At 59.9% G+C, this 17,150-nt stretch carries 15 protein-coding genes; 12 read left to right on the top strand and 3 right to left on the bottom strand.

Annotated elements, in window-relative coordinates; translation table 11 throughout:
• Positions 1 to 46 precede the first annotated feature (46 nt).
• The 10 genes from infB to CSQ92_RS21305 all read left to right on the top strand — a co-directional run bounded on the left by infB (position 47) and on the right by CSQ92_RS21305 (position 12,098).
• The gene (gene infB, locus CSQ92_RS21350; RefSeq protein ID WP_034760145.1) at positions 47 to 2,905 is read left to right on the top strand and encodes a translation initiation factor IF-2; all 2,859 of its coding nucleotides are present in this window, start codon (positions 47 to 49) and stop codon (positions 2,903 to 2,905) included.
• A 115-nt stretch (positions 2,906 to 3,020) separates the two neighbouring features.
• Positions 3,021 to 3,443 carry a 30S ribosome-binding factor RbfA gene (gene rbfA / locus CSQ92_RS21345; RefSeq protein WP_034782531.1) on the top strand — a complete coding sequence of 141 codons (423 nt, stop codon included), beginning with the start codon at positions 3,021 to 3,023 and terminating at the stop codon, positions 3,441 to 3,443.
• 2 nt (positions 3,444 to 3,445) lie between these two features.
• The gene (truB, locus tag CSQ92_RS21340; RefSeq protein WP_052140133.1) at positions 3,446 to 4,381 is read left to right on the top strand and encodes a tRNA pseudouridine(55) synthase TruB; all 936 of its coding nucleotides are present in this window, start codon (positions 3,446 to 3,448) and stop codon (positions 4,379 to 4,381) included.
• A 342-nt stretch (positions 4,382 to 4,723) separates the two neighbouring features.
• Entirely contained in the window at positions 4,724 to 6,556 is a 1,833-nt protein-coding gene (gene typA / locus CSQ92_RS21335; protein WP_034782534.1) for a translational GTPase TypA, read from the top strand.
• A gap of 118 nt (positions 6,557 to 6,674) precedes the next feature.
• The gene (dusA, locus tag CSQ92_RS21330) at positions 6,675 to 7,670 is read left to right on the top strand and encodes a tRNA dihydrouridine(20/20a) synthase DusA (protein WP_034782593.1); all 996 of its coding nucleotides are present in this window, start codon (positions 6,675 to 6,677) and stop codon (positions 7,668 to 7,670) included.
• Positions 7,670 to 8,134, top strand: coding sequence for a hypothetical protein (locus tag CSQ92_RS21325; RefSeq protein WP_099395316.1), 465 nt, complete (start codon positions 7,670 to 7,672; stop codon positions 8,132 to 8,134). Before dusA ends, CSQ92_RS21325 begins: the two co-directional genes overlap by 1 nt.
• A gap of 531 nt (positions 8,135 to 8,665) precedes the next feature.
• Complete coding sequence (locus CSQ92_RS21320; RefSeq protein ID WP_034782537.1) at positions 8,666 to 10,405, top strand: methyl-accepting chemotaxis protein; 1,740 nt, start codon at positions 8,666 to 8,668, stop codon at positions 10,403 to 10,405.
• A gap of 81 nt (positions 10,406 to 10,486) precedes the next feature.
• A complete protein-coding gene (locus tag CSQ92_RS21315) occupies positions 10,487 to 10,813 on the top strand; it encodes an energy transducer TonB (RefSeq protein ID WP_092611776.1) in 327 nt (108 codons plus the stop codon).
• A gap of 167 nt (positions 10,814 to 10,980) precedes the next feature.
• Positions 10,981 to 11,553, top strand: coding sequence for a hypothetical protein (locus CSQ92_RS21310; protein WP_099395315.1), 573 nt, complete (start codon positions 10,981 to 10,983; stop codon positions 11,551 to 11,553).
• A gap of 161 nt (positions 11,554 to 11,714) precedes the next feature.
• Positions 11,715 to 12,098: a hypothetical protein gene (locus CSQ92_RS21305; protein ID WP_034782540.1), complete on the top strand. Its 384-nt coding sequence runs from the start codon at positions 11,715 to 11,717 to the stop codon at positions 12,096 to 12,098.
• A gap of 63 nt (positions 12,099 to 12,161) precedes the next feature.
• Here CSQ92_RS21305 and CSQ92_RS21300 read toward each other — a convergent pair whose 3' ends face one another.
• The 3 genes from CSQ92_RS21300 to CSQ92_RS21290 all read right to left on the bottom strand — a co-directional run bounded on the left by CSQ92_RS21300 (position 12,162) and on the right by CSQ92_RS21290 (position 15,458).
• Entirely contained in the window at positions 12,162 to 12,368 is a 207-nt protein-coding gene (locus tag CSQ92_RS21300) for a hypothetical protein (protein WP_070257130.1), read from the bottom strand.
• A 47-nt stretch (positions 12,369 to 12,415) separates the two neighbouring features.
• The gene (locus tag CSQ92_RS21295) at positions 12,416 to 12,865 is read right to left on the bottom strand and encodes a hypothetical protein (RefSeq protein ID WP_034782544.1); all 450 of its coding nucleotides are present in this window, start codon (positions 12,863 to 12,865) and stop codon (positions 12,416 to 12,418) included.
• Positions 12,866 to 13,346: 481 nt separating this feature from the next.
• A complete protein-coding gene (locus CSQ92_RS21290) occupies positions 13,347 to 15,458 on the bottom strand; it encodes a TonB-dependent receptor family protein (RefSeq protein WP_099395314.1) in 2,112 nt (703 codons plus the stop codon).
• Between the two features lie 287 nt (positions 15,459 to 15,745).
• Here CSQ92_RS21290 and CSQ92_RS29115 point away from each other — a divergent pair, with 287 nt between their 5' ends.
• Entirely contained in the window at positions 15,746 to 16,192 is a 447-nt protein-coding gene (locus CSQ92_RS29115) for a response regulator (protein WP_161789566.1), read from the top strand.
• 370 nt (positions 16,193 to 16,562) lie between these two features.
• Complete coding sequence (locus CSQ92_RS21280; protein WP_092611764.1) at positions 16,563 to 17,039, top strand: hypothetical protein; 477 nt, start codon at positions 16,563 to 16,565, stop codon at positions 17,037 to 17,039.
• Positions 17,040 to 17,150 lie beyond the last annotated feature (111 nt).

Here is a 17,150-nt window from a genome sequence, read left to right as displayed (position 1 = left end):
TTTGAGTATCTTTATCATCTCCGCGACACATAGAAAAGAGGACTGAATGGCGAGTAACAACGTAGCCCAATTTGCCACCGAACTGAAGATGCCTGCAGATTTGCTGCTGACGCAGCTGCGTTCTGCCGGCGTCGAGAAAAGTTCGACGTCAGATCCATTGTCGAAAGATGATAAGGACAAGCTTTTGGATCATCTGCGCCGCACACACGGCGCAGCGGCTGACACAGAAAAGAAAAAAATCACCGTGACCCGCAAGGAAACGACTGAAATCAAGCAAGCTGACGCAACCGGCAAATCGCGCACCATCCAGGTGGAAGTGCGCAAGAAACGCACTTTCGTCCAGCGTGACGAAGCTGCGCCGGTCGCAGCAGAACCGGTCGCGCCTGCCGCGCCGGTGATCGATCCAGCCGACGTGGCGCGCCGTGAAGAAGAAGCCCGTAAACAGGCTGAACTGATCGCCCGCCAGGAAGCCGATCTGCGCGAAAAGCAAGAACGTCTGGCCAAGCTCGACGCGGAAAAAGAAGCCCAGGCGAAAGCCACGCAACAGGCTGAACTGGCTGCGAAGAAAGAAGCGGAAGCGGAAGCGAAGAAAGCCGCCGCCAAGGCTGCTGCCGCGCCTGCCGCCAGCGCTGCTGCGCCTGTCGTTGACGACGCCGCCGCCGAAGCGAAAAAAGCTGCTGCCGCCGAAGAAGCGAAGAAGAAAGCGGCTGCCGCTGCTGTTGCCGCCAAGGAAGCCGCTGACAAAGCGGAAGCCACCGAGCGTGCACGCAAGGCCGTTGCCGACGAAGTTGCCCAGATCAAGGCCATGATGAACGCGCCACGCCGCGCCATCAAGGCACCTGAACCCGTACCGGTTCCGGTCAAGCCGAAGGCGCCGGAAGGCACCCTGCACAAGCCTGCTGACAAGAAACCTGGCGACAAGCCGGGCGACAAGAAGCCTGCTGTTGCAGACAAGAAATCCATCAAGTCGGCCAATGTGTCGTCCACCTGGTCCGATGACGCGAAAAAACGCGGCACCACCGGTGGTCCCAAGCCACGCGGCAATAGCGGCCCAGGCGGCCGTGACAGCTGGCGCGGTGGCGCGAAGGGCCGTCGCCCGACTCACCATGACGACCGTGAATCGAACTTCCAGGCTCCTACGGAAGCCGTCGTCAAAGACGTGCACGTACCGGAAACGATCACCGTGGCCGAATTGGCGCACAAAATGTCCGTCAAGGCATCCGAAGTCATCAAGCATTTGATGAAATTGGGCCAGATGTGCACGATCAACCAGGTGCTGGACCAGGAAACCGCCATGATTCTGGTGGAAGAAATGGGCCACAAGGCGTTCGCCGCCGAACTGGACGATCCGGAAGCGCTGCTGGCCGATGTGGGCGAACACGCGCACTTCGAAACCAAGCCACGCGCACCGGTGGTCACCGTCATGGGTCACGTCGACCACGGCAAGACCTCGCTGCTGGACTATATTCGTCGCGCCAAGGTTGCCTCCGGCGAAGCGGGCGGGATTACGCAGCATATCGGCGCTTACCACGTCGATACGCCACGCGGCATGATCACCTTCCTCGACACCCCGGGCCACGAAGCGTTTACCGCCATGCGTGCCCGTGGCGCCAAGGCAACCGACATCGTGATTCTGGTGGTTGCCGCCGACGATGGCGTGATGCCGCAAACGAAAGAAGCGATTGCCCATGCGAAAGCAGCCGGCGTACCGCTGGTCGTGGCGATCAACAAAGTCGACAAACCGGGTGGCAACGTGGACCGCGTGACGCAGGAACTGGTCGCAGAACAAGTCGTGCCGGAAGAATACGGTGGCGAGTCGCCATTCGTGCCGGTCTCGGCCAAAACGGGTCAAGGTATCGACGACCTGCTGGAACAAGTGCTGTTGCAAGCCGAAGTGCTGGAACTGACGGCACCGGTCGATGCGCCTGCACGCGGCCTGGTAGTCGAGGCACGTCTGGACAAGGGCCGTGGTCCTGTCGCGACGATCCTGGTGCAGTCCGGTACCCTGAAGCGCGGCGACGTGATTCTGGCGGGCTCTTCGTATGGCCGTGTTCGCGCCATGCTGGACGAGAACGGCAAGTCCATCGCTGAAGCGGGTCCTTCGATTCCGGTCGAAATCCAGGGCTTGACGGAAGTGCCGGTTGCCGGTGAAGAAGTCGTCGTCATGGCTGACGAGCGCAAGGCGCGTGAAATCGGTCTGTTCCGTCAAGGTAAGTTCCGCGACGTGAAACTGGCCAAGCAGCAAGCTGCGAAACTGGAAAACATGTTCGACCAGATGGCCGAAGGCGAAGTGAAAAACTTGCCGTTGATCATCAAAACCGACGTGCAAGGTTCGCAAGAAGCGCTGGTTGGTTCGCTGCAGAAACTGTCGACCTCCGAAGTGCGCGTACAAGTCGTTCACGCTGCCGTCGGCGGCATCACGGAATCGGACGTCAACCTGGCAGTCGCCTCGAAAGCGGTCATCATCGGCTTTAACGCCCGTGCTGATGCCCAGGCGCGCAAGCTGGCCGAGTCGAATGGCGTGGACATTCGCTACTACAACATCATTTACGATGCGATCGACGAGATCAAATCGGCGTTGTCGGGCATGTTGGCACCAGAGAAACGCGAAACCGTCATCGGCCAGGTCGAGATCCGCCAGGTTATCCTGGTCTCGAAAGTGGGCGCGATTGCCGGTTGCCTGGTCACCGATGGCGTGGTCAAGCGTGCTTCTTCCGTCCGCCTGTTGCGCAACAACATCGTGGTGTGGAGCGGCGAGATCGACTCCCTGAAACGCTTCAAGGACGATGCGAAAGAAGTTCGCGCCGGTCTGGAGTGCGGCCTGTCGCTGAAGAACTACAACGACATTCAGGTTGGCGACACGCTGGAAGTGTTCGAAGTCCAGGAAATCGCTCGTACCCTGTAATCACAGAAGTAATGGCGCGGACATATCGTTGTCCGCGCAAACACGTGGGGCGCATTGGTCAACGGGCAACCGTTTGACCCATGCGCCCTGCTGCACTTAGGACAGCATAATAATCATGGCTAAACATAGCAAAACCATGCCAGCGCGCGGCTTGCGCGTGGCCGACCAGATCCAGCGCGATCTGGCTGAAATCGTCGCCTACGAATTGAAGGACCCACGCGTCGGCACGATGATCACCATCACCGAAGTGCAGATCACGCCCGATTACGCGCACGCCAAGGTGTTTTTCACGATGTTGAAAGACAGCAAGGAAGCCATCAAGAACACCACCGAAGGCCTGATGGCCGCGTCTGGCTTCATCCGTGGCTTGCTGGGCAAGCGCCTGCACATCCACACCCTGCCGATGCTGCATTTCGTGCATGACAGCTCGACTTCGCGCGGCATGGAAATGTCCTTGCTGATCGACAAGGCCAACGCCACGCGCGCGGCCGACGCCGAGCCGGACGAAAAGCCTGCAGACAAAGCGGACGAGCAATAAGCGTGGCGGGTCCGAAGAAACCGCCCGGTATCAAGCGGGTGCGCGACCTGGTCGATGGTGTCTTGCTCCTGGATAAGCCTGTCGGCTGGTCCAGCAACGACGCCCTGATCAAGGCCAAGCGCGTCTTGAACGCGAAGAAGGCGGGCCATACGGGCACGCTGGATCCGTTCGCCACGGGTTTGCTGCCGCTGTGCTTTGGCGAAGCGACCAAGTTCTCGCAGGACTTGCTGGAAGCCGATAAAACCTACGAAACCCTGGTGCACCTGGGGCAGACGACGGATACGGGCGACACGGAAGGCGAAGTGCTGGAAACGCGCGACGTCAACGTCACCGACGAGCAGATCGAAGCCGTGCTGGCGCAGTTCCGCGGGCCTATCCTGCAGACGCCGCCCATGTACTCGGCCTTGAAAAGGGACGGCAAGCCCTTATATGAGTATGCAAGGGCAGGCATCACCCTGGAGCGCGAAGCGCGCCCGGTGACCATCCACAAGCTCGAGTTCCTCGGCTATGACGCCCCGTTCCTGAAATTGTCCGTGATGTGCAGCAAAGGCACGTATATCCGCGTGCTGGGCGAAGACATCGGCCATGCCCTCGGTTGCGGCGGCCATTTGAACGCCTTGCGCCGCACGCAGGTGGGCAGCCTGACGTTGGACGGCGTCGTCACGCTCGACGAGTTGACGGCGCATGCCGAACCGTTGAGCCTGCTGGCGCCCGTCGATGCATTATTGTCGAGTTTCCCCGCCGTCCAGCTGACGGAAGAATTGGCCAAGCGTTTCCTGCATGGCCAGCGCATCGCGCTGGGCAAGGAAGACGTCGCCGTACCGGCCGAACCGGGCCGAGTGCGCGTGTATCACGACAGCAAATTGCTGGGCACGGGCCAGTTGCAGGAGTACAGCATCCTGGCCCCGGAGCGTCTGATCGCCACCGCGCATCAGTGAACACCTGACCAAACCTACTGCGCGTCGTGATTTGCGGCCTGCGATGCTCACTGTGCATGCGCACAGCTGCGCTTCTTAGCCACAACTCACTTCCGCTCGCTACGGTTTTGTCAGGTGTCGTTAAGTCATAGGTAAGTCATGGTCAAGTCATATTGATCAGCGACACTGCTAACCCGGTGTCGCTTTTTTAAACAAATCGTCCCCGACTGCGGGAGCCGCCAGCATTTTTAGATAGCGTTGCAACGCAACATGCTATACTACGCGGTTCCGGAAATAGATTAGCATTCGGGTATCTCGTACACCTTGTACGCACTCCGCAGTTTTTCAGTAACTACTACGACCATGTCAAATACAAAACGCGCAATTCGTAATATCGCCATTATCGCCCACGTTGACCACGGCAAAACCACGCTGGTGGATCAGCTGCTGCGCCAGTCCGGCACCTTCCGTGAAAACCAAGCGGTCGACACCCGAGTCATGGACTCGAACGACCTGGAAAAGGAGCGCGGCATTACGATTCTGTCGAAGAACTGCGCCGTTGAGTACGAAGGCACCCACATCAACATCGTCGACACCCCAGGCCACGCCGACTTCGGCGGCGAAGTGGAACGTGTTCTGTCGATGGTGGACTCGGTTCTGCTGCTGATCGATGCACAAGAAGGCCCGATGCCGCAAACCCGTTTCGTCACGCGCAAGGCGCTGGCACTGGGTCTGAAGCCTATCGTTATCGTCAACAAGATCGACCGTCCAGGCGCACGTCCGGACTGGGCCATCAACCAGACGTTCGAACTGTTCGACAAGCTGGGCGCTACCGACGAACAACTGGACTTCCCTATCATTTATGCTTCGGGCCTGAACGGCTATGCAGGCCTGACAGAAGACGTGCGCGGCGGCGACATGAAGCCGATGTTTGACGCCATCCTGGAACACGTTCCAGTACGCGACGACAATCCTGAAGGTCCGCTGCAAATGCAGATCACCTCGCTGGACTACTCGTCGTACGTCGGCAAGATCGGCATTGGCCGCGTCAACCGCGGTACCGTCAAGGTCGGCCAGGACGTGCTGGTCATCAATGGCCCAGGCGCCACGCCAATCAAAGGCCGCATCAACCAGGTGCTGAACTTCAAGGGCCTGGAGCGCGTGCTGGTGGACGAAGCCGTCGCCGGCGACATCTGCCTGATCAACGGTATCGACGAAATCGGCATCGGTTCGACCCTGTGCGCAGTGGACACTCCGGAAGCGCTGCCTATGCTGACCGTCGACGAGCCGACCCTGACCATGAACTTCATGGTCAACAACTCGCCACTGGCTGGCCGCGAAGGCAAGTTTGTTACCTCGCGTCAACTGCGTGACCGTCTGGAAAAAGAATTGAAAGCCAACGTTGCTCTGCGCGTGGCACCAACCGACGACGACACGATCTTTGAAGTATCGGGCCGCGGCGAGCTGCACCTGACGATTCTGATCGAAAACATGCGTCGCGAAGGCTTCGAGCTGGCCGTTTCGCGTCCACGCGTGGTCTTCAAAATGGTCGATGGCGTGCGCCACGAGCCGTTTGAAAACCTGTCGGTTGACGTGGAAGAAGTCAACCAGGGCGGCGTCATGGAAGAACTGGGCCGTCGTCGTGGCGACCTGCAAAACATGGAATCGGATGGCAAGGGCCGCGTGCGTCTCGAGTACCTGATCCCTGCGCGTGGCCTGATCGGCTTCCAGGGCGAATTCATGACCCTGACCCGCGGCACCGGCCTGATGAGCCACGTATTCCATGAATACGCGCCAGTCGACAACACCCGTGGCGAAATGGCTGGCCGTCGTAACGGCGTGCTGATCTCGCAAGATGACGGCGCTGCTGTTGCCTACGCTATCTGGAAACTGCAAGACCGCGGCCGCATGTTCGTGTCGCACAATGACCCAGTCTACGAAGGCATGGTCATCGGTATCCACTCGCGCGACAACGACCTGGTCGTCAACCCGATCAAGGGCAAGCAGCTGACCAACGTGCGTTCGTCGGGTACCGACGAAGCGGTGCGCCTGGTACCGCCAATTCAGATGTCGCTGGAATACGCAGTCGAATTCATCGAGGACGACGAACTGGTGGAAATCACGCCTAAATCGATCCGTCTGCGCAAGCGCTTCCTGAAAGAGCACGAGCGTAAAAAAGCGTCGCGTGATTCGTAATCTGTTGTAGAGCATGGCCTGCGGGCCATGCCGCTCCCGGCCCGCTGCGCCGCGTCACCATCACTGGTGAGGCGCGCAGCGGGTTTGTCATTTGCAGCTCCTGTTTTTTGTAGACACCATGACTTCCTCTTCTTTGCCTTCCCGCCGCCTGTCCGTTGCCCCGATGATGGACTGGACCGACCGCCATTGCCGCAAGTTCCACCGCGAAATCACACGCCACACCTGGCTGTACACCGAGATGGTGACGACGGGCGCGCTGGTATACGGCGACGTGGAGCGCCATCTGCGCTTCAACGAGGAAGAGCATCCGGTGGCGCTGCAGCTGGGCGGCAGCGATCCGAAGGACCTGGCCACCAGCGCCAAGCTGGGCCAGCAGTGGGGCTACGACGAGGTCAACCTGAACTGCGGCTGCCCGTCCGAGCGCGTGCAAAAGGGCGCGTTTGGCGCCTGCCTGATGGCCGAGCCGCAACTGGTGGCCGACTGCGTGAAAGCCATGCGCGATGTGGTCGATATCGACGTCACGGTGAAACACCGCATCGGCATCGATGACAGCGAATCGTACGACTTCGTGCGCGACTTCGTCGGCACCGTGGCCGACGCCGGCTGCAAGACGTTTATCGTGCATGCGCGCAACGCCATCCTGAAAGGCTTGAGCCCGAAGGAGAACCGCGAAGTGCCGCCACTTAAGTATGACTATGCCTACCGCTTGAAGCGTGATTTTCCCCAGTTCGAGTTCATCATCAATGGCGGCATCAAGACGCTCGACGAGATCGACCTGCACCTGCAGCACCTGGACGGCGTCATGCTGGGCCGCGAGGCGTATCACAACCCGTATGTGATGGCGCAGTTCGACCAGCGCTACTATGGCGACGACGCTCCCGTCAAAACGCGCGAGCAGGTGCTCGAAGCGATGATTCCCTACATCAGCGCGCAGCTGGAAAAAGAGGCGGGGCGCTTGAAATTGAACAGCGTCACGCGCCACATGCTGGGCCTGATGCAGAACCTGCCCGGCGCGCGCGGCTTCCGTCAGACCCTGTCGGATTCGAAGAAGCTGGCCTCGGGCGACCCGCGTTTGCTGCTGGAAGCGGCGGCGCGCTTGTCCTTGCCTGCCTGATGCGCGGCGACTGCCACGCCCATGCACAGCAGTTGCATGGCTACCTGCAAGCCGTCACCGCGCTGAAGGATGATGGCAGTCTGTTTCTTTGCGAGTATCTGGGGCCCATCGCGCCGCAGGCGTCGCTTGACGCCTTGTGCCGCACGCTGAAGCTGCCGCCGGACGGCATGCGCCTGCAGCCGATCGAAAGCATGGTATGCAGCGGTGCCTTGTGCACGCCGCGCCAGTGGCTGCTCGAGCGCTTGCTTCCGATGAGCGAGGCCGACCGCGAGCCGCTCGACGCCCGTTTATATGACGGTTTCGAGGGCGAACTGTCCGAGCTGCTGGGCAGCGAGCCGCACTGGTATCAATTGGTATCATCGGGCCAGGGCATCGTGGCTGGTCGATTGGGTGCCATCTGGAGCATCTTTGTCTTCGGCACGGACGGCCATGCCTATATGATGTATTGCAGCTGGGACCGCTGATCCAAGTTGTCTATACCGCTGCCCCGGCGCAGTGGTATTGTCCGCATTACCCCTTCCTCTGAGTACCTTTCCCAAAACGATGTCACCGGCTATGCCATGTGTTGTAAATGCGCTGTTTCGGCGCACGCCCGCACTGTCGTGGGGCATTTCTAAGGGGCAAGAAACGGCATTGTTGCCATTTCCCCGAAGAAAGTTAATCAGCTATTTATTCAGGTACTTATTGCTTGCTTTGAGGCAAAATTTACACCTATAATTGATTATAGACAAATATTTCTCATATGAATGTTTGATGTTGATCTCACATCAACGGTGTCAAAAATTCAGTGTGTGGAACAAATTTGCATTCGCAGTCACTGGCGTTTTCAGGGCTGTTGTAGACCAGGAAGTACCCCAGGCTGCGTGCGGCCGGAGACCGCCAGCATACCAATGGTAAGGGCGGATACCGGTGTTACGCAGCCTTCGTCTTGTCGTGCCGGGCAAAATTCTTATCAATAGTTTCATTTACGAAGAGCCGAAATGAATTTAGCAAAAATGAAGGTTGGTACCCGCCTGGGCCTGGGTTTCGCCCTGGTACTGGTTCTGCTGGTGGCCGTGACCGTCCTCGGCATCGCGCGCATGGCGCAAATCCAGGAACGTCTCGATCACGTGATCAATGTCAACAACGTCGTCACCCGCCTCGTGATCGACATGCGTGGCAACGTCAGCGACCGCATCACTTCGCTGCGCATTCTGACCCTGATGACCGACGCGGGCGATATGGAACCTGAAATGGCGCGTATCAAGACGCAGACCAGCACCTATCAGGAAACGCAGAAGAAGCTCGAAGAGAAATTCGCCGTCGAGTCGACTCCTGAAGAAAAAGCCCTGTTGGCCTCGATCAAGGAATATGAAGCCGCCGCCATGCCGGCCATCGCCAAGGCATCCGCGCTGTGGATGGCCAACGATGCGGAAGGCGCCACGCGCGTGATGATCAAGGAAATCCGCCCGGTACAGAAAAAATGGATGGAAGCGCTGGAGCAGCTGGCCGTGCTGGAAGACAAGCTCAATGAGCAGATGCAATCGGACGCCCGCAAGGCCTTCGACAGCGCGCGCCTGTTCATGATCATCCTCGGCGTACTGGCCGTGGCGATGGGCGTGGCAGCGGCACTGGTGATTACCCGCGGCCTGCTGAAACAGCTGGGCGGCGAACCGGACTACACGGCATCGATCGCCGGCAGCATCGCCAATGGCGACCTGTCGATCGGCATCCACACGCAGCCTTCCGATACCTCCAGCCTGCTGGCGGAAATGAAGGAAATGCGCAACAGCCTGGTGGGCATCGTCGGCCAGGTGCGCGTCGGTACGGAAACCATCGGCACGGCCTCGCGTGAAATTGCCGACGGTAATATCGACCTGTCGTCGCGTACGGAAATGCAGGCCAGCGCGCTGGAGAAAACGGCGTCGGCAATGGAAGAGCTGACCTCGACCGTGAAACAGAATGCGGACAATGCGCGGGAAGCCAACAAGCTGGCGGCCACCGCTTCGGATGTCGCCATCAAGGGCGGCTCCGTGGTGTCGCAAGTGGTTGACACCATGAGCTCGATCAATGAGTCGGCGAAGAAAATTGTCGACATCATCGGCGTGATCGATGGCATCGCCTTCCAGACCAACATCCTGGCGCTGAACGCGGCCGTGGAAGCGGCACGTGCCGGCGAGCAAGGCCGCGGCTTTGCCGTGGTGGCGTCGGAAGTGCGCAACCTGGCCCAGCGCTCCGCTGGCGCGGCGAAAGAAATCAAGATCCTCATCGACGATTCGGCCGAGAAAACGGAACGGGGCACGCGCCTGGTCGGCCAGGCTGGCGTGACGATGGGCGAAGTGGTCGACAGCGTGCGCCGCGTGACCGACATCATGAGCGAGATCGCCAGTGCCAGCCAGGAACAAAGCGCCGGCATCGAACAGGTCAACCTGTCGATCATCGAGATGGATGGCATGACGCAGCAAAATGCCGCCCTGGTCGAGCAGGCAGCCGCCGCGGCGCAAAGTTTGCAAGACCAGGCGGCCGAACTGGCCCATGTGGTCAGCATCTTCAAACTGGTCGAAGGCGAAGAGAAGCCGGCAGCGTATGTGCCGGCTCCCGTGGCCGCCGCACCAGTGGCCGTGCGCAAGCCGGCAGCGGCATTGCGCCCGGTGAAGTCGCTGACCCGCAAGGCGGAAGCGGCCGCTCCCGTGGCCGCCGCGGCGCCACGCAAGGCGGCAGGCGCTGGCAGCAATGACGAGTGGGAAGAGTTTTAAGCGCGGTCAACAGCGCACCGGAAATTGTAATTACCGTATCTGATAATCATGGGGAAGCACATGTTTGAGAATAAGCGTTTTATGAGTGTTGCAGCAGCCTTGCTGGTGTCCGTTTCTTCCGCGGCCTTTGCTGCCGAGGTGCCGGCGTCGTTCGATGCCAAGAACTGCAAGGCCGACTATCCGAAAGCCTCGCTGATGAACGAAGAGCAGGGCACCGTGTCGATGTCTTTCCTGGTCAATGCCGATGGTACTGTTGCCGATTCGAAAGTCGACAAGAGCAGCGGCTTCAAGAACCTGGACAAGGCCGCCATCAAGGCCCTGTCTGCGTGCAAGTTCAAGCCGGGTACCAAGGATGGCGCCGCAGCGCAAACCTGGACCAAGGTTGACTACGCCTGGAAGCTGGACTGATCCACGTATTGCCGGGAGCGAGGCTCCCGGCATGGCATATCCGCTACGGGCGGCGCCTGCAAGGGTGCCGCCCGTACTGTTATGTGCGCCAGCCAACGGCACTGTCGCCGCCGATTCTGTTACCCTCGAAACATACCTTCGGGATCTTCCATTACAAGAGGCCTACCATGCAGCGCATCCTGACACTTTTTTCCCTGGCCGCCAGCGGCTTGCTGCTTTCCGCCTGCGCCTCGTTGGACACGCCCGTGGGCTTGCAGGCGGGGCAGACCGTGGCCGTCGTCAATAGCCTGAGCTGGGATAATCCCCTGACGGGCAAGCGCGACGGCGTGCGCACCAGCTGGCCCATCAAGGATGGCAAGATTGCCCCTGAATATTTTCCACTGGCGCAGCTGAAGCAATGCGAGGCCGGCGGCAAGCCTTGCGCCTGGGGCGTGATGCGGGCGCAGCGCAGCGCGCCCACGCTGAGCTATGTGGACGGCGGCGTGGACCTGGCCGTGAGCGTATCGACCGACGTGGCGCGGCGCCAGGATGCGCGCCAGGGCGAGACGCAAACGGCGATGGCGATTCCGCAGGATGTGGCCGCGCTGGCTGGCCGGCAACAGGTGCAGCCCAGCTGGAAATTGAAGTATGGCAAGGTCGAGCAGGTCGAGCTCGATTACGGCGTGCGCTACCAGGTGTGCGTGCAGCGCTACGACGCGGCCGGCAAGGCCATCGATACGTGCGCGATTCCGTTTATTTGAGGAAACATGCCGCACGAGTGGCTTGTGGCGGCTTTGCCACATTTCATGTTGCGGCGTGCGTCGGCGTGTAACAATCGGTAAAAGCGCAGCAAAGCTCGACGTAATTTCTTATAGTACTTAATTAAGGTAGTACATGGAATTGGTACTCGAGGAGAATTGCAATGAAAACCCTGTTGGCAGTAATTTCGCTGGCCGCCCTGGGTGGCTGCGCCGTGGCACCCCCCGGTCCCGCATATTACGGTTCGCGCGCGCCGCAGGGGGCCTACAATCCCTATGAATGGCATACAGTCTCGTCCGAGCCGGTGCAGTCGGGCCGCGTGATGAGCGCACCGCGCGTGGAATACACGAATGAACCCGTGTACGTGCAGCAGCAGCCGGTGTACGTGCAGCAACCCGTATATGTGCCGGCGCCCGTGTACGCGCCGCAACCGTATTATTACAATCCGCCCGTGACGATCGGGCTGGACTTCATGTTTGGCTTTGGGCGCTACGGTGGACACCGCGGCGGCTGGGGCGGGCATGGACGCTACCACGGCCGCCGCTAGACTATTGCACTTGCATGCAGGACAAAGCCGGACAAGCGTTGCTTGCCCGGCTTTGTCATTTTATTAGTGGAAATAAACCGAACCCTGGTGCAGCACGTCCGCCGAACACAGGATGTACATCGCCGCCGCTGCCAGACCTATTTGCAAGGCGCCAAAGCTGATCGGGATGAGGCGGGACATGTCGTACTCCTGAGTGGTGTGAGGTGTGGTCAGGCTTTCATCATAGGATGAGTTGATGCCTTTGGGCATCGGATGAATGTCCGCCGCCATGTAGGACAACACCTCGTGCCTGGCACCCCGCCTCGCTCCCCGATTGTTTAGCGGTTTTTCCAGCGCACCACCGGCTCTTCCGGCGCCGTGTCCGGCACGTTCGAGATCGCCAGCCAGTGCGTCAGGCGTTCCGGGTGCTTGAGATTGATGCCCATGCCATCGATGATGCCGACCTGTTCCAGCATGCGCGCATCGATTTTCGCTTTCGACACCGTGGGCGCGCCCATGACCATGCGGTCATACGCCTTGCGCGCCTTGTGTTCCCACTTGTGCAGATTGCTTTCGTCGAAGCGGTTCGCTTCGAAATATACGGTCAGGGTGCCATCGAGGTTGCCGAAGCCGACAATGCCCGCGCCCTTGCGGATGGTGGTGGTGTTGTTGATGTCAAATTCCGCCGTGGGCACGAAAATGCCGGCGCGGCCATCGATGTCAGGACGCCCTACGGGCGTTTCCTTGCCGTAGGAACTCGTTTCGGTAATGGTTTTTTCTGCGGACATGGTGCGTGTGTGGTGGCCGTGCCGGGAGCGCAATCGGGCCCGGCAGCGCCAGTCATCCTGTTCAAAAAATGCGTGCTGATGATCAGGGCGGGGTAGGGGCCCTGGCGGAGCGATGCTTGGCATTGCTTGATACCCCGCTATTGTAGCGTCAATTTAATTCTTCTTGGCAACATTTACTGATGTGATGCTCCCGTTTTTCCATGAAAAAAGCCGCCCGGCCAGGCGGCGGAGCGGCTGTTGCGTGACGGCTTTTCAGATTCAGGAGGCTGCCTTGCGGCGCACCATGAAACCCAGCAAGCCCAGGCCCAGCTGCAATTTTTCCCCACAGCGAACGCGGCCTGCAGCGTGCTTGCAGCAAAGAATTTTTGTGACATCGGGGGCGTAAAAAAACCTGCACCATTCCAACAACGGTGCAGGTTTTTGCGTGTCGCAAGCGTGCGCCCCCGCCTATCGACTCGATAGGCGGGGGCAGCGGATCAGCTCAGAACGCCAGGCGGCCCTGCAGGTAGACCATGCGCGGCGCACCCACCATCTTGCCCAGGTTGCCGTCCGATGTGCGCGTGAAGTAGCGCTTGTCGCTCAGGTTGTTGACGCCGGCGACCAGCTCCAGGCCCGCCTGGCCCGGCACTTTCCATTTCACTTGCGTGTTCCAGGTGCGGAAGCCGGGAATGACGCCCAGGTTGCCGGCCGCGTTTTCCGCCACGGTGTTGGCTTCGTCGGCGAATTGGCGGCTCTGGTGGTTGCTCGACAGGTCGAAGCCCCAGGCGCCCAGCTGGTAGTGGGCGCCGACGGTATCCGTGTTGCGCGAATAGAAGGGCACGTCATTGCCCGCATTCACGCCATCCTGCAAGGTCGCCTTGGTGTAGGTGTAGGTGGCGTAGGCATTCAAGCCGGCCAGTGGGCCGGACTTGTCGAAATGGTAGTCGATGGCCGTTTCCAGGCCCCGGTGATGCGTGGCGCCCACGTTGTAGAAGACGGCGCTTTCGCCGCTGCCGACGGACTGGATCTGGTTGTCGAACTTGATGTTGAACAAGGTCGCTTCGGCCGACAGCTGACCGCTCTTCCAGCGCGCGCCCAGTTCGGCCGTCTTGGCCAGTTCCGGCTGCAGCGGATTCTTGTCCGATTGCGAGTTCAGCTGCGTGTTTTGCACGGCGCCAAACGAGCTGTTGTAGTTGCTGAACAGGGTCACGTTGTTGTTGAGCAAGTAGGCCACGTTCAGCGAAGGCAGGGCCTTATTGTTGAGCAACTCGATCTTCTGGTCGGTCGGCAAGTGGTTGAAGCGTTCCGTCTTGATGTGTTCATAGCGCACGCCGGGCGTGATGCGCCAGGCATCGATGGCGATCTTGTCGTCGATATACACGGCTTGCGCATCGGTGGAATTGTCGGCGAAGCGCGTCGGCTTTTGCCTTACACCGCTGGCGATGACGATGTTGTAGATGGTCTCGTCGGCCCGTTCAGCCAGGTAGCGATAGCCGACGGTGATGTCCTGCGATACCCTGCCGGTCGTGAAGCGCTGCGTGTAGCGCGGCTCGATGGCCGTCGTTTCATAGTTGCGCGGCTGGCGGCCCAGGCCCGTGCGGCCAGCGTTGATCAGGGTGCTTTCGCGCGAGCTCTTGTTGTAATAGGCGCGCACTTCGAATTCCTGCGTGCTGGAAATGGCGTTCAGGTAGCCGATGTCGAAGGCCTTGCGCTCGCCGCTCCAGTAATCGGTCGGGCGCGTGTTCTGGAACGGGTCAGCCTTGTATTGGGCGGCGGTCAGGCCGCCCGGCGTGCGCGACGTCACGTCGTAGTAGGACAGCTTGGCGTACACCTCGGCCGTCGGGCTCAGGTCGTAGCGGAATTTGAGGGCGAAGTCGTTGACCTTCTCATCGCTGCCCACGCGCCAGTCGCTGCCGCGGATGCCCGAATACAGCACGGCCAGGCCCAGGCCGCTGTCGAGCTGGGTGCCGGCAAAGACGCTGGCCTGCGTGTTGTGGCCCACTTCGCTGTACGAGTTGTAGCGGACGGTGGCGTCGCCCGTCACGCCTGGCGTGGTGGGCACGCGGCGCGTCTTGAAGTTGATGATGCCGCCCACGTTTTGCGGGCCGAAGCGCACGGCGCCGCCGCCGCGCACCACGTCGACCGTTTCCACATTGGCCAGGCTGACGGGCGCGAACGACAGTTGCGGCTGGCCATACGGCGCCACCGACATCGGGATACCGTCCAGCAAGACCGTGCTGCGCGGCGAATAGCGTCCGGCCAGGCCGCGCACGCCGATGTTCAGTGAAATGGCGCTGCCGGCGCTGCCCGAGTTGTCGCTGATCTGCACGCCGGGAATGCGGCGCATCACGTCGCTGAGGCTGGTAGCGCCCGAGTTCTCGATGTCATCCTTTTGCACCACCGTGCGGGCGCCCGCGAAATTCTTCGTGCTGGCGGCCATGCTGGTGCCCAGCAGATTGCTGCTGACCTGGATGGATTCCAGGATGGGGCCGGCGTCATCGGCGGTATTGGCCTCCTGTGCCTGCGCGGAAAAAGAAACGCCCAGGCAGGCGAGGGCGATGGCCAGCGCGCACGGGCGCAGCGAAAAGGGCAGTGTGAAAGGTGTGGCAGCCATGCATGGATCTCCGTAATGACAATGTTTGCGCGTTCGGCAAGGCGGCGCGACAACATCGTGGCGTGGACATCCGGCGCAAGGGGATGATAATGATAATGATTCTCATTTTATCCGTCAATTGCGAATATTGCGTAGTGGCCATATGGCTGCCTGCGGGCGGAGAAGTGTTGCTGGCCCGGTACAGCGGGCGGCTTGGATTGCCGCCTGGCACCATTGCTCGGGTGCGGCGGCATTGCGCGCGCTTCTTGTATACTCCCGCTTTTGCAGCCGTCAGACGTAAACGTACAATGAGCCAGACAACTGAAACGACACCAGGCAATCCCCCCGTGGAACGCCGTCAGGGCGACCAGCCGGCAAGTGCTGCGCGCAAATTGAATCTGCTGGTGGTCGACGACAACCAGGAAGTGGGCGAATCGCTGGCCATGCTGCTCGAAGCGCTGGGCCACCACGCGGTGGTGGTGCGCAACTGGCAGATGGCCGTCGAGCAAGTCAAGCTGTGCGTGCCCGATGCCGTCTACCTCGACATCGAAATGCCCGGCATCAGCGGCATCGAAATCGGCCGCCGCCTGCACCACAATCCCGAGACGGCCAACGCCGTGCTGATCGCCGTCACGGGCCACAGCCTGCCCATGTACATGGACGATGCGCTGGCCGTGGGCTTCCGCCACTTCCTCGTCAAACCCGTGCGCCTGGACGACCTGGCGACGACGGTGCAGTCGGTGCTGGCGGGCTAGGTTTTCGCGTCATCAAGCACTGCCTGGCGAGCCTTTGCCTGCCTGGGGTTAAGCTGCCCCGCTTGCACGAAAGAACTTCGTCCCGCAGGTGCCGGGATTGTCTCCCTATGCCGTGCGCAAGCATAAGCACGGCTTCCGCATCGGGTGTCCCTCGTTGCGTTCGCACAATTCTTGTTCCGAACGTGTTGCCATTGGCTCCAGGTGATGCTGGTGCCGTGAGCAAACTGGCCAAACCTGGCGTGCGAATGCCCGGTATTTTGAAAGTTGACATTCAGGCATATTCAAATGATCATGCGAGAGTTTTATTGCTCGCTGGCAGTGTATTTGCACGGCCGGCGCATTCTCTGATATTGGTTTTTGAAGGGTGGGTATGAAATTTCTGAAGTGGTTGCTGATTGCTGTGGTGGTGCTCGTTATTGGCGTGCCATCGTTAATGGCTGCAGGCTATTATGTGCGTAACAAGATGGCCGGACCCGATGGCTGGGCAAAGGACGATGCCCTCAAGGCGTTGAAGGCGAAAATGAAAGATCCCGATTCGACGGTGATCCGCTCCTCGTATCTCGTTCACAAGCGCAAGGATAGCGAAACGATGGAAATCGTCGTGTGCGGTATCGTTGACGGCAAGAATGGCTTTGGGGCATATACCGGCGGCACGCGTTTTGTTTCCGTCAGTGCCGATCATGAAAAGCTGAACACCTTTGACACTTATATTGTCGAGATGGATGAAGCCAGCATGCAGGACAAAGAGGCGTCAAGAAAAGGGATTTCCTTGACCTCGTTCGAGGAAGTGTACTGGAATGGTTATTGTGTCGATGCGCAGCACCCTGCGCTGACGACGAAATCGTAAAATCAGGCGGCTCTGTGTGGACTGGCGGGCAGTGTTGGCTGCCTGTCCTGCCTGTGATTAATATGTGCGATGCTTGCTCGCAAAGAATCATCCTGAAAACAAAAAAGGATT

Source organism: Janthinobacterium sp. BJB446 (assembly GCF_002735655.1).
Lineage (GTDB): Bacteria > Pseudomonadota > Gammaproteobacteria > Burkholderiales > Burkholderiaceae_D > Janthinobacterium > Janthinobacterium lividum.
The sequence above is the reverse complement of the archived record's forward strand: the minus strand, read 5'-3'. Positions and strand labels throughout refer to the sequence as shown.